Origin of the sequence: Microcoleus sp. CZ3-B2 (genome assembly GCF_036705055.1) — a bacterium.
Lineage (GTDB): Bacteria > Cyanobacteriota > Cyanobacteriia > Cyanobacteriales > Microcoleaceae > Microcoleus.
The window spans coordinates 110,691-133,027 of record NZ_JAUBTN010000004.1 but is presented as its reverse complement, the minus strand read 5'-3'; the positions used below and the strand labels follow the sequence as shown (position 1 = coordinate 133,027).

At 44.5% G+C, this 22,337-nt stretch carries 14 protein-coding genes; 7 read left to right on the top strand and 7 right to left on the bottom strand.

The genetic code is table 11. The features are described 5' to 3' along the window. The first annotated feature begins 255 nt into the window (after positions 1-255). Positions 256-5,751, top strand: coding sequence for an FkbM family methyltransferase (locus QUA97_RS03055; RefSeq protein ID WP_333192927.1), 5,496 nt, complete (start codon positions 256-258; stop codon positions 5,749-5,751). An 88-nt stretch (positions 5,752-5,839) separates the two neighbouring features. Here QUA97_RS03055 and QUA97_RS03050 read toward each other — a convergent pair whose 3' ends face one another. From QUA97_RS03050 to nadD, 4 genes are all read right to left on the bottom strand, one after another. Then, on the bottom strand, positions 5,840-6,403 hold the full coding sequence (locus QUA97_RS03050; protein WP_333116786.1) for a hypothetical protein: 564 nt from the start codon (positions 6,401-6,403) through the stop codon (positions 5,840-5,842). A 750-nt stretch (positions 6,404-7,153) separates the two neighbouring features. Further along, complete coding sequence (locus QUA97_RS03045) at positions 7,154-8,107, bottom strand: GDP-mannose 4,6-dehydratase (protein WP_333192925.1); 954 nt, start codon at positions 8,105-8,107, stop codon at positions 7,154-7,156. Between the two features lie 448 nt (positions 8,108-8,555). Beyond that, complete coding sequence (locus QUA97_RS03040; RefSeq protein ID WP_333116790.1) at positions 8,556-9,575, bottom strand: type I glyceraldehyde-3-phosphate dehydrogenase; 1,020 nt, start codon at positions 9,573-9,575, stop codon at positions 8,556-8,558. 568 nt (positions 9,576-10,143) lie between these two features. Next, complete coding sequence (gene nadD, locus QUA97_RS03035) at positions 10,144-10,842, bottom strand: nicotinate (nicotinamide) nucleotide adenylyltransferase (RefSeq protein WP_194070215.1); 699 nt, start codon at positions 10,840-10,842, stop codon at positions 10,144-10,146. Positions 10,843-12,119: 1,277 nt separating this feature from the next. Here nadD and murC point away from each other — a divergent pair. The 4 genes from murC (at position 12,120) to QUA97_RS03015 (ending at position 16,061) form a co-directional block, all read left to right on the top strand. Continuing rightward, positions 12,120-13,673, top strand: coding sequence for a UDP-N-acetylmuramate--L-alanine ligase (murC, locus tag QUA97_RS03030; protein ID WP_333091632.1), 1,554 nt, complete (start codon positions 12,120-12,122; stop codon positions 13,671-13,673). A 151-nt stretch (positions 13,674-13,824) separates the two neighbouring features. Beyond that, the gene (gene murB, locus QUA97_RS03025; RefSeq protein ID WP_333091630.1) at positions 13,825-14,781 is read left to right on the top strand and encodes a UDP-N-acetylmuramate dehydrogenase; all 957 of its coding nucleotides are present in this window, start codon (positions 13,825-13,827) and stop codon (positions 14,779-14,781) included. A 62-nt stretch (positions 14,782-14,843) separates the two neighbouring features. Further along, entirely contained in the window at positions 14,844-15,191 is a 348-nt protein-coding gene (locus QUA97_RS03020; RefSeq protein WP_194009747.1) for a YbaB/EbfC family nucleoid-associated protein, read from the top strand. Positions 15,192-15,566: 375 nt separating this feature from the next. Next, a complete protein-coding gene (locus tag QUA97_RS03015) occupies positions 15,567-16,061 on the top strand; it encodes a low molecular weight protein-tyrosine-phosphatase (protein WP_194070036.1) in 495 nt (164 codons plus the stop codon). Positions 16,062-16,125: 64 nt separating this feature from the next. Here QUA97_RS03015 and QUA97_RS03010 read toward each other — a convergent pair whose 3' ends face one another. Together QUA97_RS03010 and QUA97_RS03005 are read right to left on the bottom strand one after the other, a co-directional pair. After that, a complete protein-coding gene (locus QUA97_RS03010; RefSeq protein WP_194070038.1) occupies positions 16,126-16,839 on the bottom strand; it encodes a response regulator transcription factor in 714 nt (237 codons plus the stop codon). 72 nt (positions 16,840-16,911) lie between these two features. Further along, positions 16,912-18,504, bottom strand: coding sequence for a glucose-6-phosphate isomerase (locus tag QUA97_RS03005; protein WP_333192918.1), 1,593 nt, complete (start codon positions 18,502-18,504; stop codon positions 16,912-16,914). A gap of 720 nt (positions 18,505-19,224) precedes the next feature. Here QUA97_RS03005 and dusB point away from each other — a divergent pair. Next, entirely contained in the window at positions 19,225-20,235 is a 1,011-nt protein-coding gene (dusB, locus tag QUA97_RS03000; protein ID WP_194070042.1) for a tRNA dihydrouridine synthase DusB, read from the top strand. 226 nt (positions 20,236-20,461) lie between these two features. Further along, complete coding sequence (gene argF / locus QUA97_RS02995; protein WP_333192913.1) at positions 20,462-21,382, top strand: ornithine carbamoyltransferase; 921 nt, start codon at positions 20,462-20,464, stop codon at positions 21,380-21,382. Positions 21,383-21,558: 176 nt separating this feature from the next. Here argF and QUA97_RS02990 read toward each other — a convergent pair whose 3' ends face one another. After that, positions 21,559-22,194 (bottom strand): Uma2 family endonuclease, encoded by a 636-nt coding sequence (locus tag QUA97_RS02990; RefSeq protein ID WP_333192911.1) that lies wholly within the window; start codon positions 22,192-22,194, stop codon positions 21,559-21,561. Positions 22,195-22,337 lie beyond the last annotated feature (143 nt).

Genomic DNA, 22,337 nt, shown 5'->3' with positions numbered 1-22,337 from the left:
TTCCTGCAAATTTAATCAGGCATCAAGCAATGTCGCCATAATTTCTGACAACGCATGATGATTTTCACCCGTTGCACTTGCCCAACCGTCTGGCTGTTCGTCCTGAAACATTAAGTACATCGCCTCTCAAGAGTTCGGGATGCAACCACAGTTTACACTAAGGTCAGGTCATTAAGGTTACATCTTGTCAAAAGTACACAACTTAGTGTAAGCTGAATTTGCTCATCAGCTTAGCACGATCGACAGTAACTCAAGATGGAAGCCAAAAAAACAGCGGTTGATTATTTGGACGAGGGCGCTCTACTTTTAGGGGAAGGGAATCTGGAAGGGGCGATCGCCGCCTACCACCGTGCCATTGAGCAAAATCCTGACCACTCTTGGTCTCACCACAATTTAGGGGAAGCTCTAGCAAAACTTGGTCAATTCGAGAAAGCGATCGCAGCTTACCGCCGCGCCATAGAACTCAACCCAGATTTCTCATGGTCTTATCATCACTTGGGGGATGCTTTAGATCGACAGCAACAGTGGGAGGAAGCGGTTGTTGCTTTTCGCAGGGCCATTGAACTCAATGCCGAACATTTCGGGACTTACTGTGGGTTAGGGCATAGTTTAGCAAAACTGGGTCAGCTAGATGAGGCGATCGCTGCTTACCGCCGTGCCAGTGAACTTGAACCAGATGCAGATTGGATTCAGTATAGACTGGGGGAAGTGCTGCAACAGCGCACTCAGTTGGATTTGGAAGGGGCGATCGCTTCTTATCGCCGCGCCATAGAGCTAAATCCAGATGATTTGCAAGCATACCGCAAGCTCTTACAGATACAGCCAGATAACTTGGAAGTTTGCTTGCAGTTAGGGAAGGCATTGGTGAAACAAGAGCAGTGGGAAGAGGCGATCGCTCCTTATCGCTGCCTTACTGAGTTAAATCCAGATGATGTGCAAGCTTATTACCGCTTAGGGGAATTATTAATTAAACAGGGGGATTTAGAAGGCGCGATCGATACTTTGCGTCATGCTCTTGAACTGAGTCCCAACTCAGACGAATCTTACTATAACTTAGGAGAAGCACTGGCACCTCAAGGAAACACAACTGAGGCCAGCCTCTGTTACTACAAGGCTTTCAAGCTAAATCCCAATAATATGCAAGCTAATCAAAAGCGGCCTCGCATTTATGACTGTTTTGCGTTTTTCAATGAATTAGATGTTCTCAGAATTCGGATAGAAGAACTCAAGGATGTTGTAGATAAGTTTATTTTAGTAGAAGCTACAACAACCTTTAGTGGCAACCCCAAGCCTCTTTATTACCAAGAATTTAGCCATGAGTTTGCTCAGTATCAGGATAAAATCATTCACTATGTTGTTGATGATATGCCTGAAATTGACTACAGTCAACCTGTTCATCTCCAAGCATGGCCTCTTGACGTTCACCAAAAGAACTGTATAAGTAGAGTATTAGATTCTCTTGATTGCAAAGATGAGGATATTATCCTTGTCAATGACTGTGATGAAATTCCCCGAAAGGAAGCGCTGAGTGAAGCTATTGAATTACTTAAAAATAATGAATTTGTCATATTTGTTCAAGATTTGTATCACGGTCATTTAAATAACATCGCAAGTGAGTGGTGGTGTGGAACAGTTGCTTGCAAGTATAAAGATTTTAAAGTGAGAACTTACACTCAAGTAAGGTATTCAGACAAAATCAACACAGGGTTAGACATGAGCGATCCTGGTTACAAGCGTTCTGGTTATATCAATAGCAGCCAGTGTTTTGAACATCCCTACATCGTTAAAGGTGGCTGGTCATTTAGTTGGTTTGGTTCCGAATTATCCCGTCGGTACAAATTGCAAAGTTTTGCACATAAAGAAGGAGATGATTCACAAGCAAGAGGTATTCAAAAAATTAAGTATGACGTATGTAGACCCAGCTTGGAGATGGAATCATCAGGTGAGTTTTATTTCGATGTCCGAGACATAGAGGGTAAAGATGTGCCGGAATTTTTAATTAAAAATATCCTCAAGTATAGACACTTTCTTCAGCCTAGACAAACAGGACTGATGGCTAAAATTGGTGGAGATTTTAAACAAGTTGAGACTCAACTAAACCTTCTTAAGAATGAAGCCATAAAAGTAAAAGTTCAACTAGAAAAGAGTCTTCAAAATCTGCTCAAAGTTTGTGAGAGTTTGGCAGAAAGGGGGAATCTCCTAGAAGCCATTGCACAATGGCGACAGCTAGTAGAGATTTACCCAGAATTCACCAGCAAGAAATGTTTTTTAAGCAACTTGGATGGGATAAAGACTTTCAGAATCAACCCAGAAGATTATACTTTAATTTCTGGACAGCTTCTTCAAGCACAAGCTGGTCAACAGCTAGTTAGCCAGACAGGAAATAATGGGCAAATTTGCTATGGGCCTTATATCAGCTTGCCTGCTGGTTTATATCGAGTTAAGTTGTACCTGGAAAACTCAGATTATAGTGGGAACCCAGAAGGTAGCAATTCTGGAAAAATTTGGTTTAAGTTTGATGTGGCAGTGAGTAAAGGTCTGGTGATATACCAGGAGAATGTTTACAATAATCATCAAGCCGAACATGAATTTTTTATAGATGTTAACGTTCAAGATTTAGAAATTCGTTTCTGGGCTACAGGTCTATTCTTTGCTGTCAACTTTATAGAACTGAATTTAATCTATCAAACTGATTTACAGAAAGATGTTGAAGCTTATCAGCAAAAACCCTCAATAAGAAAAATTGAAAAAATTGAAGTTAAAGATACTCACACTAACTATGGTCAATTCATTTATGCAGAGTGGAATCACCCCAACGAAATAAGTCGAGATTGGGCAGCATCTGCTTTATATTGCCTCAAAACAGTAAGATGGGGTCAATATATCCTACCAGGAACGATTGCAATAGACATTGGCGCTCACTCTGGGGATACTGCATTACCTATGGCTCTTCTTACTGGTTCCACTGGAAGGGTTCTGGCTTTTGAACCAAATCCTTACGTTTATGAAATCCTCAAATTCAACCAGTACCTTAACAGAAATTCCCTAAACATTGAAATTTTCGATCTAGCCATTATGGAAAAAGAGGGTACATACGAATTTACCTATGGCGATTCTGAGTGTTGTAATGGTGGCTATGATGACTTGTTTGGGTGGAATACCACCAATCCTAATGTTAGGGTGATTCCAGTTAAAGGAGTTAATTTAGCGACTTTTTTACAGGCTCAGTTTGGTCAAGAGTATGACAACATACTAAAGAGACTGAGTTTTATTAAAATCGATTGTGAAGGTTATGACAAGGAAGTTATTAAAACTCTCAAGCCGATTATTGATGTTGCAAAACCAGCTTTGTTTGTAGAATGGTTTGTAAATTTTAATCAAGAACAAACTGATGATTTATTTCAGAGCATTCATAGTTTAGGTTACTCTTGTTACAATCCAATAACTTTAGAGTTACAAGAAGCAGATGTAAACAAAAAAATCCCGGATATTTTATGTTTACCTAATGATTATTTTGAAAAAGTAGACCAACCATACCTTGTAGATACCAAGACATATTTAGAAAAAGATACTGCTGTTGAGCAAGAGGTTAATGTGACTATATTTAATGAAACTGGGGAATTCAACGTCATTAAAAGATTTATCAACTCAGGTGAGACAGTTTTTGATATTGGTGCTAATGTCGGAGGGTGGACAGAAGAAGTTTTAAATGTTGTTCCTGATGTAGAGGTACACATTTTTGAAGCAGTGCCCAAAATTTATCAGGAACTAATTAAAAATATTACCTCAAAAAATCTTTTTAGAAAACTGATCCCCAATAACTGTGCTGTTTCTAAAACAGACGGAGTTACTAAAATTTGTTATTATCCCGATTCACCTCAGTGGAGTACAATGTACCGTCGAGGCTTTCATGTTGAAAGTACCTGCGGTCTTCAACCACCCCAAAGTGTGGATGTGCTGGCAACTAGCATTGACGGTTACTGCAACAGATTGGGAATCAAGAGGGTTAACTTTTTGAAGATAGATGTAGAAGGAGCGGAACTAGATGTATTGTCTGGGGCAAAAGAATTATTGAAATCAGGGAGAATAGATTATATTCAGTTTGAGTACGGCGGTACATACCTTGATGCTGGTACAACCTTAAAGCAAATTTTTGATTTGCTGTCGCAATATCGTTATTCAATTTTTAAAATTTTGCCAGAACAGTTAGAATACTTACCTAGTTTTTCTCCTAATTATGAAGATTTTCAGTTCAGTAATTTCTTAGCAGTAAATGAAAGATTCCGCTCAGCGGTTTTAGGTGAACCACCAGAACAGATGATCGATGTTCCTCAACTTTGCAGGGATCATTCAATTGTTCCTGGGGGAGTTATTCATGTGGGAGCGCACGAAGGTGGGGAGTTGAAAACATACCAAGAAATGGGGATCAAGCGAGTATTGTTTATTGAGGCTAACCCTGATGTAGCAGAAAGACTCAAAAAACGAATGGCTGGAATGTTGGAGGTGCAAGTAGTAAATTGTGCAATCAGCAATCAAAATGGCACAGTCGAGTTGATTGTCACCAACAATGAGATGAGTAGCTCCATTTTACCGTTGAAGGTTCATGGAGATATATACCCCACCATCCAAGTAACTCACAAATTAACAGTAGAAGCCAAAACCCTTGATACCCTCTTAGAAGAAATGCAGCTACAGGCTTCAGATTTTAATATATTAAACATTGATATTCAAGGTGCAGAGCTTCTGGCTTTCCAAGGTGCAACTAACTTGTTGAAATATATTGAAGTAATTAATACAGAAGTTAATTATGAAGAACTGTATGAAGGATGCGCCTTAATTGACCAGATTGACGACTTTTTAGAAGCCTATGGTTTTGAAAGGAGGGCAACTACGACACCTTATAACCCTACTTGGGGAGATGCTTGTTATGTGAAAAAGCCTTTAATTACCATGTCTACCCTTGGTATAAATGGCCAATTCGGCAATCAGATATTTCAGTATGCGTTTTTGAAAATCTATGCCAAGCAACATAATCTACGAGTAGAAACCCCTGAGTGGATTGGGCAGTATCTTTTCGGCCACAATGATCCAATAATTTCCAGACAATTACCGATTGTTGAAGAAAGACATCCCATTGTGCCAGCACAGATACCGTATCAAAAAGATCCATGTAAAAATGTTGATTTTTGGGGTTTCTTTCAGTACAGGACTACTTTCTATGCTCCCCACAAGGAGTATTTTCGATCTCTGTTTAAGCCCATTCAGGAAGTTGAAGCAACAATGAAAGTTGCTTTGGAAAATTTGAATTCCAGAGGAAAGACACTGATAGGCATACACTTACGGCGTGGCGATATTAAGGATTTCTCTCTTGACGAAAACCTGTATTATTATCCAGCCCCTACTGAATGGTACAAAGACTGGCTGAGAGATATATGGGAAAATATTGAGCAACCTGTTTTATTTGTCGCTAGTGATTCACTAGAGGAAGTTATCGATGATTTTGCCGAATTTCAACCAGTAACAGTAAAAGAACTAGGTATAGATTTGCCACCAGCTAGTTTTTATCCTGATTTTTATTTGTTGAGTCAGTGCGAGATGGTAGCGATTTCCAATAGTTCTTTTTCCTTTGTTACCTGTTTACTTAATAAAGAGGGTAAGTTGTTTTACCGTCCTTGTCGCAAACGTGAAAAATTAATTCCGTTCTTGCCGTGGGATAGTTATCCTTTAGCAGAGGCTGTTAGAATGCAGTAAGATTAGCGAAATGAGGTTTATATTTTTACTAAATTTTATCAACCTCATCTTGCACTAAGTCTATGTTTCGAAAAATTGCGATTAAAAGCTAAGTTGACGATAGTAAATATTCAGCAACTACTGACTTGGCAGATTCAGGAACTGAAATTATAACGTCTTCAAATACAGTTGTGTATCTGCTCTTCTGTGCTGCTAATAAATTGAAGATAGCCTTTATATTTGGCCACTGTTCAGAACGGTGAGGAGGAGGGGGAGGGTTGAGAAATAGTCTGGCATCATCAATAAGTATAAAGTGGTCGTGAGTCGAGTTGTTAATAATTAGAAGTTCTTCAAGAAGCGGGCATTCATCATCCTCGCCGTAGCTGACACCTCCACACCAGTGACCATCTAGCCAAAAGATACAAGGTTCATTCATTGATGGTACAAGAGTGGCTAGTTGATCTTTTGAATGGCCGTATAAAAATTTTACGTTTTTAACCTGGCTGTGTGTGGCAACTGCTTGTGCATATATTTCTGGAGATGCTTCTATGGTTATAACAGTTTTAAAATGATCTGCTGCCCAAAGTGCTGTGTTGCCATGATAAGTGCCTGTCTCGACCAACAGTTGTATGTTGTAAGCTTGTTGGAGTCTGCTTACTAGCTCTGTTGGCATTCCCATTCTTAGTATACCCATTTCATTCTAAACCTGCTAATTAGTATTTGTGATACGATAACATATTCAGATAGCATTTTAACTCTCAATTTTGTCTACAGTGGTAGTTAAAATCGATTAGGCTAGCTCACAGGGTGACAACCAAAAAGTCTGTTATAATTTTTTTTAGTTCTGAGGATATTCCCACAAAACCAGTTATTATAGACCCGGGATTTGTGCGAAGCGCTAGGTACTCTAGCTTAGGGAATAATTTTTTACCTATAATAAATAAGTTCTTTACCAGCAGCAACCATCAAATATACTGGAAATGTTGATCGTACTACTCCATGTCATTGACTCAAAACCTAACTTAGTGTATTACCGTAGAGCATGATGCTCGTGCGAGCGCTAAAATTAGCTTAAATTATATCGATCCAGTATTTGAACATTTTCCGAGTTCAGAACTTTTATATGCAATTCATATCTTGGCTGCCAATCGTGAGATTTCAAAGACCTCATCCTGACAGGATAAAACCTGACTGGTTCAATAAACTCGCTTTCATGTATACGATCGAGCAAATAACCCAATTTAGGTGTATCAGTCGGAATCCCGTCCTTCATCTTTCGATAATCCCGATCGCAACTAATCACCCCTCGGTTAGTATAAGCTATCCACTGACCCGATATTTCTTCAACTCTCGGCGATTAGCCTTATACCACTCCTTAGCTGTCGTATATTCTGCCTCCATATTTTCACCTGATAATTTCCCCTCAAATCTGCCTCGCTTCCACCATCATCCGCACCACATCAGGCATTTTATATTTTGCCTCCCATCCCAATTTTTCCTTCGCCTTATCCGGATTTCCCCTCCCAACAGCAATCTCCGTCAGCCTGTAGAGACTAGCATCCGTTACCAAATGTTCCTGCCAATCCAAACCCGCAGAAACAAACGCTGTCTGTACGAACTCTTCCAAAGGATAACTCGCACCGGTAGCAATTACATAATCGTCCGGTTCATCCTGCTGCAACATCAAATACATCGCCTCCACATATTCCGGGGCCCAGCCCCAGTCCCGCTGCACTGAAATATTTCCCAAATGCAGTTTTTCGGAACTGCCTGCCGCAATTCGGCACACAACAGATACAATCTTTTGGGTGACGAACCTCTCCGGCCGCAGTGGCGACTCGTGATTGAACAAGATACCAGAACAGGCAAACAAATTGTACGCTTCCCGATAATTCGCTACTTCCCAAAATGCCGCTGCTTTCGCCACCGCATAGGGACTTCTGGGGCGAAAGGGCGTATTTTCATCCGCTGCAATGCCTCCGGTATCCCCAAAACATTCACTGGAACTGGCATTGTAAAGTTTAATTTTGCCACCGGTAAACCGAATTGCTTCTAACAGATTTAACGTGCCTGTAGCAATGCTTTCGAGAGTTTCTACGGGTTGCTCAAAAGACAGACCGACGGAACTTTGACCTGCTAGATTGTACACTTCGTCGGGCCCAATTTTTGCTAGGACTTGCAAGACACTGCGAAAATCGTTGAGAGACATGGATTCTAGTTTTACTCTGTCTCGGATTCCTAAACTGGCAAGGTTTCGGAAACTCGACATTTGGGCATCCCTAGAGGTGCCACAAACTTCATAACCTTTCTCCAAAAGCAGTTTCGCTAAATAAGCTCCATCTTGACCGGATATACCACAAATTAACGCTTTTTTCATATAAATTATTTAACTTGATGATTCGGCGGTTGAAACCGCTCCTAAACAAACGAAGTCTGCCTCCGCAGACTAAGAGTTCAAGACAGTTAAGTCATTTCCAGGCAGAGTTCATTGGTGACAACTTAAGCTGACTGTCCGCCACTCCGTAGTCCGCCAGGGAATGAATTCCCTGTCTAGTCTAATAGCTAAAGTCCTCGCTATGAGGACTAATGAGTTTAAAAGTCTTCTTCTGAGTCCTTTTAAGAAGACTAATACAGCAGATTGCAGGTTTATGAGGTACGTTCAATATCCCCGTAGGGACACGGCATTGCCGTGTCCCTACCTCTGCTATGTACCTCACATACCCGAAAAGTAAGTTTAAAAATCTTCTTCTGAGTCCTCTTAAGAGACTTTAGCCTTGAGGCAGGGGTTTCAACCCCTGCCCGACTGCCGGAAAGAAGTCAGGATTCTAACCTTCCCAGCGTTCGGCGACCAATTCAGCCAAGTCAACAACCCGCTGACTGTAGCCCCACTCATTGTCGTACCAAGACAACACCTTCACCATGTCGCCATCCATCACCAGCGTCAAACTGGAATCTAGGATTGAAGAAGCATCATTTCCGCGATAGTCGCAAGAAACCAAAGGCAAATCGTTGTATTCCAAAATCCCCTTCATCGAGCCTTCGGCTGCTTCTTTGAAAACTTGATTTACCTGCTCGGTAAAAGTCTTTTTCTCTACCTGAGCCACAAAATCAACTACCGACACGTTGGGAGTCGGCACGCGCATGGCGATGCCATTTAACTTACCCTTCAACTCTGGAATCACCAAAGCCACAGCTTGAGCAGCTCCGGTAGAAGTCGGCACAATATTCATCGCTGCCGCCCGCGCCCGCCGCAAGTCGCGGTGGCTGGCATCCAACAAGCGCTGGTCGCCAGTATAGCTGTGGGTAGTGGTCATCATGCCTTTGATGATGCCAAAATTATCGTTAAGCACTTTCAGTACGGGAGCTAGACAGTTAGTGGTACAGCTAGCATTGCTGATGACTGTGTAGTCATTGTGCTTGTAGTTGTGGTGGTTGACTCCCATCACATAAGTCCCTACTTCTGGCCCTTTACCCGGAGCAGTAATCAGCACTTTTTTTGCGCCGGCTGTGATATGCTTCGATGCACCCGCTTGATCAACGAAGACACCGGTTGCTTCAATAATCAGATCAATACCCCAATCTTTCCAAGGCAGGTTGAGCGGATTACGATCGCTCACGCATTTAACTGTCTTGCCATTGAGAATAATCGAATTTTCATCCGTACTGATGTCCACACCCTTCAACGTTCCCATCATGGAATCGTATCTCAGCAAGTGGGCATTAGTTTTGGGATCGGAAGTGTCATTAATTGCTACCAGCTCAAGCTGGCTATCTTCTCTGCCCAGCCAGCAGCGCGCAAAACTGCGCCCAATACGTCCAAAACCATTGATCGCGACTCTAATCACCTTATTACCTCCTAACGATTGCAGCCCTTAGCTCAGGCTTAAATTTTTTCAAAATTTAAGAATTGACTTTTGACATCCTCACCGGGTTCTCATCCACGGTGATTCCCAAACCTCACGATTTGAGTTTCTGCTTCATCACAACTGCCTCCACCCACAAGGAGTTTTCTGGTCTTATGTTCGCTCCACAGACTAACCCCGCTAGCAAGAGCGGTTTTTATGCGTCGAATACCTAAAAGGAATTCTTATCTGTTGTTTTGATTCCAGGGATGTTTACCATTGCCCTATCCTCTTTTCCCGGTCTACCGATTTGTCTGCGCCGCCAGTTGCACTGGACTTCGCTAGTTAGGCTGTCTGAATCCATCGTCGCGGGTGGGTCATTGACCACACTATAGTTTAATATAAAGCCGTCCTAAAACGACGGGGTTTCCACCCACCTTTCTGATGACACCAGATCATATCGCAAAGCTCGATCCTTTCTAACTCTTTTTGTGTTTATCAAAAAAACCCGAACTTTTCTAGAAGGCAGAAATGGGAAAAAAGCTGAAGGGAGAGGGCTTTCTACCCCTGGTTACTGGTAAAGGTTCTGAGTCGCAATATAAGTCCGTACAGCTTCCGGGACTAAGTAACTGAGATCGCGATTTTCGGCACCCAAGCGGCGGATGTGGCTCGACGAAATCTCGATCGCACGCATGGAAAGCACCTCCCAGCGAATTTCCACATTCACCAGAGCCATCTGTTGAGCAACTTTACAGCAAACAGCTTTTGTCCGATCCTGCATTTTGTCATCCGCATCAATGGCTGCATCCCACAAACTATCCCCCCGCTCAAAGGAGCAAATTTCCCCGCTTTTTTCTCGATCCCGATTTTTCTGACGCGGGGCCACCAACCAGTCGCACAACCCGCCAATTTCGCTGCACCGGTGCCATTTGGGGAGAGTTTGGAGCGCGTCGCTACCAATAATCCAGTACCACCGATCGCCCGGATAGATTTTTTGCAAATATAACAAAGTGTCAATAGCAGAAGTTCCAGAGGGATTGGTATCCACTGGTAAAAGTCCAAAATCCGACCGCCGGGCAGTTGCCAGAGCCACCATTTCCCGCCGTTGGTCAAAACTTGCCAAAACACTGTGCGACTTGTGACGAGGGGTGCGATCGATGGCCCAAATGACTCGATCGATCCCAAATTGACTCACCGCCGTCTGGGCGATCGACAAATGCCCGCAATGAACCGGGTCAAAAGTCCCCCCCAAAATAGCTACTTTTTCCATATTTCCCAAAAATTAGGATTAATACAGACTTTACCGAAATTTTATTTTTGTAGGCTTTGACCAGTTATATAGTCCGATCGCGAATTAGTTCGTAGTGCGGACTTAAGTTTGATCCCAGACACCAGCATTACTTTTGTCTGTAAACAAAGTGAGAAATCTACTATAGCTCAGTCTGGGCAACATCATGTCAGATTGAGTTTTGCCAAAAGGGTATAGCAGTTATCAAAAAAGTGAGGAGAGCCTCATGCCCTATGCCCTATGCCCTATGCCCTATGCCCTATGCCCTATGCCCTATGCCCTATGCCCTATGCCCTATACCCTATGCCCTATGCCCTATGCCACATAGTACCTCATCTTTCTGAAATTTATACTTAGTATACTTAGCAGAAAAAATTGGTTTAAAGCCAGCCCCTTGTAAGGAGAACGGAAAAATTAATTTCCCTCGCAGAAAATCTCAAAAGCGCGATCGGTCAACAGTCAACAGTTGAACGCAGCAACAGATCGAAGACTAAAAAATGAGCGAAGTTCTGCCATACGTGGTAGTGTTTGTAAATCCTGATGGGTTTGACCCTCAATCTTCGTAAAAAGATTGTGGGACTTTTGCTGTCGTATCCCAGCACAGCAGGCGGATAGAAATAGAAAGAATGCAGGACTGTGCAACCGCCCAAAATTAGTCAGCCGATCCTGGCCCAAACCCCATTCTCTCTGATTTGCAATTTTCTCTTTTGTGACTGTTCCGGAAAACTACTCGGTACTAAGTCAAATAGGATACAAGACAAACCTCTCTACAAATCCCGAAATTTAGGGAAGCGCAGAGAATTGTGTACAAAAATGTCTAGCGAACTGTATCCTGAAAAAAACAATTCTTGATGTCAGGAACCTCAGCCCTGACGGCATGAGGCTTGTAAGATTCTTACGAGCTGTCCTGACGGGCCGTATACTTCCCTTGGTCTAGGTTTTTTGAGTCACGACACCCTGGAGAGTGCGAAATCCCCTGAGAGTGTCATTTGCAGTTAAATCGTTTCCAGGTAACAGAAACAGTGCTGCAAGTCTAAAAAGCTCAGAAAACATTTGCCGACAAGCTAACTTTACCCCGCAAGGGAGTTTTGGAGACAACCATATCTCCACAGAGGAGCAACCATACTCCTCCTTCCCGAAAGGGAATATAAAGCCGTCCTATAAAGCTTGCCCTAAGCTTGCCGAAGGGACGGGGTTTCTAACCATTTTTTTGATGATATCGCGTGTTATTGGCGTGGCGTGGTGTGTGAGGAGCGAAGATGCCGAGTTCTGTTGATTTCAGCGGTAGACCATTTCATTTCATCGGCATTGGTGGAATTGGGATGTCAGCCATTGCCTACATTCTAGCTAAACGCAAGTTGCCCGTGTACGGCTCCGATATTAAATCGAGTCACATCACCGAGCGCTTGCAAGAAATGGGAGCTCACATTTTTTGGCGTCAAGACGCCAGCAATTTTGAAGTTTTTCAAACGGCTATCAACGGTAGCAGTTCCGATCGCGGGACACCCGAAAATATAGTATCCTCGGTCGCTGGTGCGGTAGGGACTTCCGTCGCGACAGCCAAAGCTCTCAAATTGAACGGCAACGGTTTGGACGCCCCAGCAAATGGGGGATTGCCTCAAGTAGTATGTTCGACGGCAATTCACCCTGCAAATGCCGAATATCGAGCAGCTCTAGATTTGGGCTGTCCGATTTTTCATCGATCGGATGTGTTGGCCGCCTTAATTAAAGATTACCAAAGCATAGCTGTAGCAGGGACTCACGGCAAAACTACTACTAGCAGCTTAATCGGCTTCATGCTGATGGCTGCGGGTCTAGACCCGACGATCGTAGTAGGAGGCGAGGTAAATGCTTGGGAAGGCAATGCCCGTGTCGGCCAAGGCCCCTACTTAGTTGCCGAGGCTGATGAATCCGACGGTTCTCTTGTCAAGCTGGTAGCAAAAATTGGCATAGTGACAAATGTGGAACTGGATCATCCAGACCATTACGAGACTCTCGACCAGGTGATAGACATATTTAAGGTGTTTGCCCAAAACTGTCAAACCTTGGTGGGCTGCATTGACGACAAAATCGTCAAAGACTGCCTCGCCCCCAATGTCACCTACAGTTTGAATCCGGACAGCGGTGCTGACTACACGGTTTCGGGAGTGGAGTACGGTGCCGAAAGCACCAAGGCTGGTATTTGGGAGCGAGGAGCTTTCCTGGGGGAAATGGAGTTGAAGTTGCTGGGGACACACAATCTCAGCAATGCACTAGCGGCGGTAGCAGTGGGTCGATTGTTGGGGTTGGAGTTTTCGGCGATCGCCAAAGCGATTTCCGGCTTTGAAGGTGCTCGCCGCCGTTTTGAGGTGCGGGGTTTTCACAATGACATCTTGTTTGTGGACGACTACGCCCACCACCCGAGCGAAATTCTCGTCACCTTGGCGGCGGCTCGCTTGCGTATCGAAGGTAGCGAAAAAAATCAGAAATCCCGAAGAGTGGTTGCTATTTTTCAACCGCACCGTTACAGCCGAACTCTGACATTTTTGCCAGAATTTGCTCAATCTTTTGGGGATGCAGATTTGGTTGTGGCTTGCGATATTTATAGTGCTGGGGAACCGAATTTAGGAAAAATTAGCGGGCAGCAGGTTGCTGATTTGATTGCTAAAGCAGGCCCAGAGGTTGTGTTTGCGCCTTCCTTGGAGTCGGTAAGTAAGTTTTTAACCGAAAATCTGCAACCGGGGGATTTGGCTCTGTTTTTGGGTGCTGGTAATCTGAATCAGATTATTCCAGAGGTGATGGCTTTTTATCAAGAAGCTTCGCGCCCAAATTAGCCCGCGTCTGCGAGTCGATCGACATCCAAGGCGGTGCAGGTTTTACCGACACTGCTCGATGAGGGCGACTCGCTCAAAATGGCTGCCCGGCCACCGATAAATGAATTTTCAACCACGTCTTCGAGCGAAGGTATTTTTAAGGATTTTCAAGATGGTGACAATCTCGAATGACTCCTCTGTTAAGGACTATCGGCGAGTGTATTCTCCTATTTCTTTGCGGGGAACTGACTGTCAGATTAACTCCCAAGTTTCGCTTGCTGGCCAGACTTCTTTTCGAGTCGGCGGCCCTGCCCAGTGGTACGTCGCTCCCCGCAGCATGGAGGCTTTGCAAGCAAGTTTTGCCTGGGCACAGGATGAAGGGGTGCCGGTGACTCTGTTGGGTGCGGGTTCTAATCTGTTGGTGAGCGATCGGGGTTTGTCCGGTTTGGTCGTCGCCACTCGCTACCTCAAGCAAGTGCATTTCAATGCAGAAGCAGGTCAAGTTACGGCCGGGGCGGGGGAGTCAATTCCCCGCCTTGCTTGGTTGGCGGCTAAACGGGGCTGGAAAGGTCTAGAATGGGCTGTCGGTATACCGGGCACCGTGGGAGGGGCTGTGGTGATGAATGCAGGCGCTCACAGGGGCTGTACTGCTGATATTCTGGTCAAGGCTCGCCTGCTATCCCCCTCCGGTAAGGTGGAAATTTTGACTCCCCAAGAGTTGGAGTACCGCTACCGGACTTCGGTGCTGCAAGGGGGCGATCGCCTGGTAACAGAAGCGACTTTTCAGTTGCAGCCGGGATTCGACCGATCGCAAGTAATGGCCGTCACTAATGAAAATTTCAGCCAGCGGCGGACAACTCAACCTTACCACTTACCGAGCTGTGGCTCAGTCTTCCGTAACCCCGGGCCCAAGACGGCAGGTTGGTTCATCGAACAAGCGGGACTGAAGGGATATCAGATCGGTGGCGCACAAGTAGCTCAGCGCCATGCTAATTTTATTCTTAACTGCGGGTCAGCAACGGCCAATGATATTTTTCAAGTGATCCGCCACGTTCAACAGCAAGTCGAGCAGCGGTGGTCGCTGTTGTTGGAGCCAGAAGTTAGAATACTGGGAGAGTTCCCTTTCTAAGGCATCATTGAAGTAATACGAAAGCGGCAAACTGCCAGCCCACACACCATCACAAAGTAATTATGACAAAATCAGGACAAGGATTTGGCTTCGGCCTGGGCAAAATGAAAGAACTGACTGAAGCTTTCAAAAAAGCTCAGCAAGTTCAAGAAGGAGCTAAAAAGCTTCAAGAAGAGTTGGATGTAATGGAAATTGAGGGAACTGCCGGCGGCGGCTTGGTCAAAGTTTTTCTCAGCGGCAACCAAGAACCCCGCCGGGTCGAAATTGCACCGGATGCCCTCGGTGAAGGTGCTGATGTGGTTTCTGAACTCGTCACCGTGGCGATGCAGGATGCTTACACTAAGTCTACGGCTACGATGCGGGAGAAAATGGAAGAACTGACCGGCGGACTGAATCTCCCCGGTTTCTAAGCCCTTGGTCAGTTGGCAGTTGGCAGTTGACAGTAGTCAGTAGTCATCAGTCATTAGTCATCAGTCATTAGTGATTTATGTTGAGTAATACCATTTTTCTAGAGATGTGCTGATGAAGTCCTAGCCCCCCAAAGCATCGGGGGGTTGGGGGGTAATATCTAGGGCTACTTTATGAAATTGGTATAACGACTTGATAGCTAATGACTGGTTAATTTCTATGAAGTAGGAAACTTTGGGAAAAAGATGAAAAAAACCTTCTTCCTAATGACTAATGACTAATGACCAATAACTAATGACAATAACTAATAACTAATAACCAATAACCAATAACCAATAACCAATAACCAATAACTAATAACCAATAACTAATAACTAATGACTAAATTACTATTTGTCTGCCTCGGAAACATCTGCCGATCGCCCTCAGCAGAAAATATCATGAATCATTTAATCAAAAAAGCAGGTTTGGGCGATCGTATCACCTGCGATTCCGCCGGAACAGGCGGCTATCACATTGGTAGCGCCCCTGACAGCCGCATGACATTGGCTGCGAGGAAGCAAGGAATTGAATTGTTAGGCGCAGCCCGTCAATTTCAAAGGAAAGATTTTGAAAATTTTGATTTGATTCTGGCGATGGATCGGGATAATTATCAGAATATTCTTGCTCTCGACAACGCGGGAAAATATCAAGATAAAGTGCGGTTGATGTGCGATTTTTGCCAGAAATACGACCTGAAAGAAGTGCCAGATCCTTACTACGGCGGCCCGGATGGATTCGATCGGGTAATTGATTTGCTGATGGACGCTTCGGAGGGTTTGTTGCAGTATGTTATCAGTCAGGAACAATTAACAATTAACAATTACAATTAACAATGCCCTGCGCGGGCCAATGCCCTGTTTGACCAATTCCCAATTACCAATTCCGAATTCCCAATTACCAATTACTGACTAAATGGTGTTCCATCGCAAAGCGAACGAGTTCTGTTCGGTTGCTGCTTTCAGTTTTTCTGAACAAGCTGCTGACGTGCTTTTCGATGGTGCGGGGACTGAGGTGCAGCCGATCGCCAATTTGAATATTAGAAAGACCTTCTGTCAGCAAATCTAGCACTTGTTGCTCTCGTTGCGTTAAATTCGGAGAATTTGGGCGGGGAGAATAGCCATCGCCAGTTTCTGACTTTTTAGTTGAAAAATCGGATTCAGGGTGGTTGGTGGCTCTGTGACGTGCCTCTGTTGACGTAGATTCTGATTCCGAACGAGAAGATGCCTGAGCAATGAGAGCGTAGCGATCGAGCAAAGAGCGAATCACTACCCCCAACACCTGTAGTTCAAAAGGCTTAGCCAGAAAATTGTCGCACCCCATCTGATAGCCGCGAATCCGTTCCTCAGTGCTCGTGCGTTCGGTCAAAAAAATCACCGGTAGTAAACGAAAAGCGGGACGAATCCGAACTCGCCGCACAAATTCGTAGCCATCCATTTCGGGCATTGTAATGTCGGTGACAATCAAGTGGGGCTGAAATTCCTGTACCAACCCTAAAGCTTCTTTGCCGTTCTCAGCAGGAATTACAGAGTATCCGTTAATTTCCAGATAATCGGTAATCGACAGGCGAGTCGCGAAATCGTCGTCAGCAACCAGAATCGTCAGGGGCATGGGGAGACATTAAAAATTAAACATGAAAAATTAAAAGTGAAATTACTCACTTTTAATTCTTAATTCTACTGTTTAATTTTCTTTATAACTTGCGGTTAAAGTAGCAGGTTGCGCTAATTTCCCCTCCAAAGCTACGCCGCGCCCGTTGGCTGCCAAATGTCGCAGAATTTTGTAAATTGTCTCGATTTGCTCTGGTTTTCCGGCTTGTTTGGCTATTTCTGCTACAGACAGAGGTGCATGAGCGTCTTTGAGCACTTGCAGTACCTGTTTTTGCAAATCCAATACAGCAGCGGCAGCTTTTTTGCCTGCTTCCACGCCCGGTTGGTGATAGGCGTTGACATTCACCAAGGAACCATAAAAACCTACTGCTCTTTCGTAGAGGGCGATTAATGCTCCTACTGTCCGAGGGTTGACTTGGGGAATTGTGACAGTAATTGAATCTCGGTGATTTTCGTGCAAAGCTTGTCGAGTTCCCTGCAACAAACCAGACAAATAATCTCCGGAAGTAACACCTGTTTCTACTTCTGGGGAAATGCCTTGCCTGTCTTGCAATACTTCGATAAATGTGAGGAAGAAGTTCGGCACGCCTTCGCGCAGTTGCTGGACGTAGGCGTGTTGGTCGGTGCTGCCTTTGTTGCCGTAAACTGCGATTCCTTGATGAACTGTGTTGCCTTCTAAATCTTTTTCTTTGCCGATCGATTCCATGACTAATTGCTGCAAATAGCGGCTGAATAATAGCAGGGAATCTTTGTATGGCAAAACTACCATATCTTTTTCGCCGCGTCCGTTGCAGGCAAAATACCAACTCATCGCTAAAAGGGCGGCGGGATTATTTTTAATTTCGGGAATTCTGGTAGCTTCGTCCATGACTTTAGCGCCGTCTAGCATGGCCCGAATGTCGATGTTTTGCAAAGCTGCGGGCAAAAGTCCTACTGTTGAGAGTTCTGAGGTGCGTCCTCCCACCCAGTCTGACATGGGGAAGGTGGCAATCCAGCCTTGGGATTTTGCTAATTTGTCTAGTTTGCTGTCTGTGCCGGTGATGGCAATTGCTTGTTTGGCGAAGTCTAGTTTTTCGGCGGCGAAGGCTTTTTGAACTTCGATGGTGCCGTTGCGGGGTTCGGGGGTGCCGCCGGATTTGGATATGGTAATTACTAGGGTGCTACTGAGTTTGTCTTTGATTTTGTTGAGGATGCGATCGATCCCTGCAGGATCTGTGTTGTCGATAAAATGAATTGCTAGGGGCGGGATGTCTGGGGATAGGGCTTCGGAGACAAATTGGGGGCCGAGGGCGGAACCGCCGATGCCGATCGAGATTATGTCGGTAAATTGCGGAGCAAAGGGCGGTTTGATTTCGCGGTTTTGAACTTTCTTGACAAATTCTTCGACTTGTGCAATTTCTTCAATTATTTGTTGTTTTAATTCTGGAGTGGGAGCCAAATCGGGGTTTCGGAGCCAGTAGTGACCCACCATGCGGTGTTCGTCGGGATTGGCGATCGCACCTGATTCCAAAGCTGCCATGTCTTGGAAAGCTTTGTCAAATTTGGGTTTGAGTGCTGTTACGAAAGCGTCGTCAAATCCCATGCGGCTGATATCGAGATAAAGTCCCAATCCAGAGTGATAGTAAAGCCAGTCTTGGTAGCGTTGCCAGAGTGCTTTGGCGTCCATAGAATTCTCTAAAATTTTTATAATGTTCGATCGTCGTCGGGAATCAACCAATTGTAGTTTAAAACGATGTTATGTATAGTTTTTGCAGAATCCCAATAAAATTTAAGCATTTGTCCTAGGAAGGCAAAAGGCTGGGTTCGGCAGAATTCAACAATAAAAATATGACTTGGACGGCATTTTTGGTAGGTCGATCGCCCATTGATGGCTAAACCCCATAGATAGATATAAAGTCAAGCGATAGCCGCAAATAGATTTAAGTGTTGTCTGGGTTAGGCTTTGGGTTCTGGTTTGACAATACTCGAATTCGAGCGATCGCCCGCAGTAAAATAGATATTGCAGTCTGGTTAAGTATTCTTTTCGCTGTCCTAATGTCCGCCTCCATACCCGCGATTGCAAAACTGTGTGGCTGCTGAGAAAACTAATCTCAAGCAAGAGCGATTGCTTCACTTGGTTTTGTAATGACAGTAGCACAAGTGATTTGCTGCCAATGATAGGATGTCATGTCTGGTCGATTACCATTACAAAAACTGTTAGCGCGCCTACAAGAGTACGCAACTTGAGAGCTGACTTAAGTCCGCACTACGAACCTTCCTTGGTTATTTGGGATAATCTAGTGAAAATGATATCGCTCAATCTTCGGCTCAAGATTTGGCTAATAACTGAAAAAATATCTTAGTTGTAGTAGAATATACAGATATTAGAATTAAAGTGCGATCGACTATGCTTACTTTATCTCCAGAATTAAAAGAAAGATTAGCAACTCCGCTCAAAATAGGCGATTTGGAAGTAAAAAGCCGCGTCCTGCAATCGCCCTTATCAGGTGTTACTGATTTAGTATTTCGCCGTTTGGTGCGCCGCTACGCCCCGGATTCGATGATGTACACCGAAATGGTCAACGCTACGGGTTTGCACTACGTGAAGCAATTGCCAAAAATTATGGAAATTGATCCAAACGAACGCCCGATTAGCATTCAATTATTTGACTGTCGGCCGAATTTCTTGGCAGAAGCGGCGCAGAAAGCCGTAGCAGAAGGAGCGGATACTGTTGATATTAACATGGGCTGTCCGGTGAACAAAATTACTAAAAACGGTGGCGGTTCTTCGCTGCTGCGAGATCCGGAAACGGCCGAGGCAATTGTGCGGGCGGTGGTGGAAGCTGTAGATGTTCCTGTGACTGTTAAAACTCGCATCGGTTGGACTGACCAAGAAATTAATATTTTGGAATTTGCTCGGAGGATGGAAGATGCGGGAGCAAAAATGATTACTGTGCACGGTCGCACTCGATCGCAAGGTTACACCGGCCCGGCAAAATGGGAATGGATTCGCCGCGTTAAGGAAGTTTTATCGATTCCTGTAATTGGTAACGGGGATATTTTTTCAGTGGAAGCTGCGGTGCGCTGTCTTCAAGAAACTGGCGCTGACGGAGTGATGTGTTCGCGGGGGACTTTGGGCTATCCTTTTTTGGTGGGAGAAGTCGATCATTTCTTGAAAACTGGTGTGGAAAAGATACCTCCGACACCAATTGAACGACTCGAATGTGCTAAGGAACACCTGCGGGCTTTGTGGGAATATAAAGGTCAAAGCGGTGTGTCTCAAGCGCGCAAGCACTTAACCTGGTATGCTAAAGGTTTCCCAGGCGCTGGGGAATTGCGGGGCGTGTTGGCGGTGGTAGAAACGGTGGAGCAAGGTTGCGATTGGATCGATCGCGCGATCGAACAATTACCCGCATAAACCAGATCCACAGTCAATTTTAGATTTTAGATTTTAGATTTTAGATTTACTCCACAGATGGATCTGAGATCTGGAACAAAAGTCTAAAATTTCGATCTATCCACGTACAAGCGTCGTGGATAGATCTCCGTTTTTGGGCGGAGTAAAACAGCGGTAACAGAAACAAAACCCGACGCAAGCGGGCTTAGATTTAAGACACAGCTAGAAATTTGTGTATGGGGAAAGTATGGATTCATTAAAAGGGCGAGATTTATTAAGTCTGGCAGATTTAAGTATTGACGAATTAAATTATGTGCTGGATCTAGCAGCCAGTTTAAAATCGGGAATGGTCAAGCTGAAACGCACTAAAGTTCTCGGCTTGTTATTTTCTAAAGCTTCAACCCGAACGCGGGTGAGTTTTACGGTGGCAATGTACAAGTTGGGAGGGCAAGTTGTTGACCTCAATCCGAACGTTACGCAAGTCAGCCGCGGCGAACCTTTAGTCGATACAGCCAGAGTTTTAGACCGATATTTAGACATTTTGGCGATTCGGACTTTCGAGCAAAAGGATTTAGTAACTTTTGCAAATTATGCCAAAATTCCTGTAATTAATGCGCTGACAGATGATGAACACCCCTGTCAAGTGTTGGCGGATTTAATGACAGTTAAAGAGTGTTTTGGCAGGCTGGAAGGAGTGACATTAACTTATTTTGGCGACGGCAACAACATGGCTAATTCCCTGATGTTGGGCTGTGCTATGACGGGAATGAATGTCAGAATTGCTTGTCCTGAAGATTTTCGTCCTAATCCTGAAATTGTGGCAAAGGCTAAGGCAATTGCTAATGGAAAAACAGAAGTTACAGTAACTTCTGATGCGGAAGCGGCGGCTAAGAATGCTCAAGTAATTTATACTGATGTTTGGGCGAGTATGGGACAGGAAGAAGAAGCTAAGATCAGGATTCCCTTGTTTGAGCCTTATCAGGTAAATGAGCGATTGCTGGAGTTTGCCGATCGCAATGCAATTGTACTGCACTGTTTGCCGGCACACCGGGATGAAGAGATTACGGATGCGGTGATTGAAGGTTCGCGATCGCGCGTTTGGGAGCAAGCAGAAAATCGGATGCACGCTCAGCAAGCTTTGCTGGCGGGAATTCTAGAAAGCGATTAAGTTTGTAGTAAGGACTTCATTCCTGAAATATCTCCCCAGTAAATATGTCGCCAGTTCGGCAGTCCGCCAGGGGTTTAAACCCCTGGTTCACAGCTACAGATTAAATACTTGTCTTCCTCTTCCCTCTCTGCGCCGTCTGCGCCCTCTGCGGTTAATAAAAAAAATCAGTAAGCTTTTTAATTGAGTATAATTGGCGGCAACATTTGCTGAATTGCGATATTAAAAGCAGGAAATTGCAGCGGTGAAATACTCGCGCTTTCCCCCAAAATTATTTCGCTTTGATACCCGTCTTCAGTCGGTTCTCGAAAAACATGAAGTTGTCGCTCATTTACATTTAATATCCAATAATCCGCAATTCCCGATCGCGCGTAGATTTTGGCCTTAATTTCGCGATCGTAAGCCAAGCTGGTGTCTGCCACTTCGATAATTAGATATACTTCTGAAGGAGTCGGATGGTGAGTAGCGTAGTCCAAGGGATCGATTCTGACTACGGCGATATCAGGTTCTGGTTCGGAATTGTCATCGAGGGCGATCGGATCTTGAGTATAGACAGCAGCCAGGTTTTCGAGAATATCGCGCAGAAGCGTCGCAGTGCGTCTAGTGGCAGAAGTGTGGGCAGTTCCTTTGGCACTCATTTTGAGAATATTTCCTGAAATTAATTCAACTCGTTCCTCTGGGTGAAAAAACCCGATTTCTCCGAGTTTTTGATATTCTTTAACCGTCCATTTGCGGAGCGTGAAAGGGGCTTCTGTGATTAACATAGCTTCACCGACAATAGCGCACTTCAATCCAGGATAATTTAATTTTAACACTTCTGAGTAAATCCTACTTCACTCACCGACCTAAGAATTGCCCCGTAACTGATTAAACCCTTGCCTCTCTCCGATCTCCCTCTGCGCCCTCTGCGCCCTCTGCGGTTAATAAAAAAAATGTAGGTTGAGTCCAAGAATGAACT

Excerpts from the sequence above, each read along its gene's own strand:
- murB (WP_333091630.1), top strand. The coding sequence starts at position 13,825 with ATGGTGACAATCTCGAATGACTCCTCTGTTAAGGACTATCGGCGAGTG.
- QUA97_RS03020 (WP_194009747.1), top strand. The coding sequence starts at position 14,844 with ATGACAAAATCAGGACAAGGATTTGGCTTCGGCCTGGGCAAAATGAAA.
- dusB (WP_194070042.1), top strand. The coding sequence starts at position 19,225 with ATGCTTACTTTATCTCCAGAATTAAAAGAAAGATTAGCAACTCCGCTC.
- argF (WP_333192913.1), top strand. The coding sequence starts at position 20,462 with ATGGATTCATTAAAAGGGCGAGATTTATTAAGTCTGGCAGATTTAAGT.
- QUA97_RS03015 (WP_194070036.1), top strand. The coding sequence starts at position 15,567 with ATGACTAAATTACTATTTGTCTGCCTCGGAAACATCTGCCGATCGCCC.
- QUA97_RS03005 (WP_333192918.1), bottom strand. The coding sequence starts at position 18,504 with ATGGACGCCAAAGCACTCTGGCAACGCTACCAAGACTGGCTTTACTAT.
- nadD (WP_194070215.1), bottom strand. The coding sequence starts at position 10,842 with ATGGAAAAAGTAGCTATTTTGGGGGGGACTTTTGACCCGGTTCATTGC.
- QUA97_RS03055 (WP_333192927.1), top strand. The coding sequence starts at position 256 with ATGGAAGCCAAAAAAACAGCGGTTGATTATTTGGACGAGGGCGCTCTA.
- murC (WP_333091632.1), top strand. The coding sequence starts at position 12,120 with ATGCCGAGTTCTGTTGATTTCAGCGGTAGACCATTTCATTTCATCGGC.
- QUA97_RS03050 (WP_333116786.1), bottom strand. The coding sequence starts at position 6,403 with ATGCCAACAGAGCTAGTAAGCAGACTCCAACAAGCTTACAACATACAA.
- QUA97_RS03045 (WP_333192925.1), bottom strand. The coding sequence starts at position 8,107 with ATGAAAAAAGCGTTAATTTGTGGTATATCCGGTCAAGATGGAGCTTAT.
- QUA97_RS03010 (WP_194070038.1), bottom strand. The coding sequence starts at position 16,839 with ATGCCCCTGACGATTCTGGTTGCTGACGACGATTTCGCGACTCGCCTG.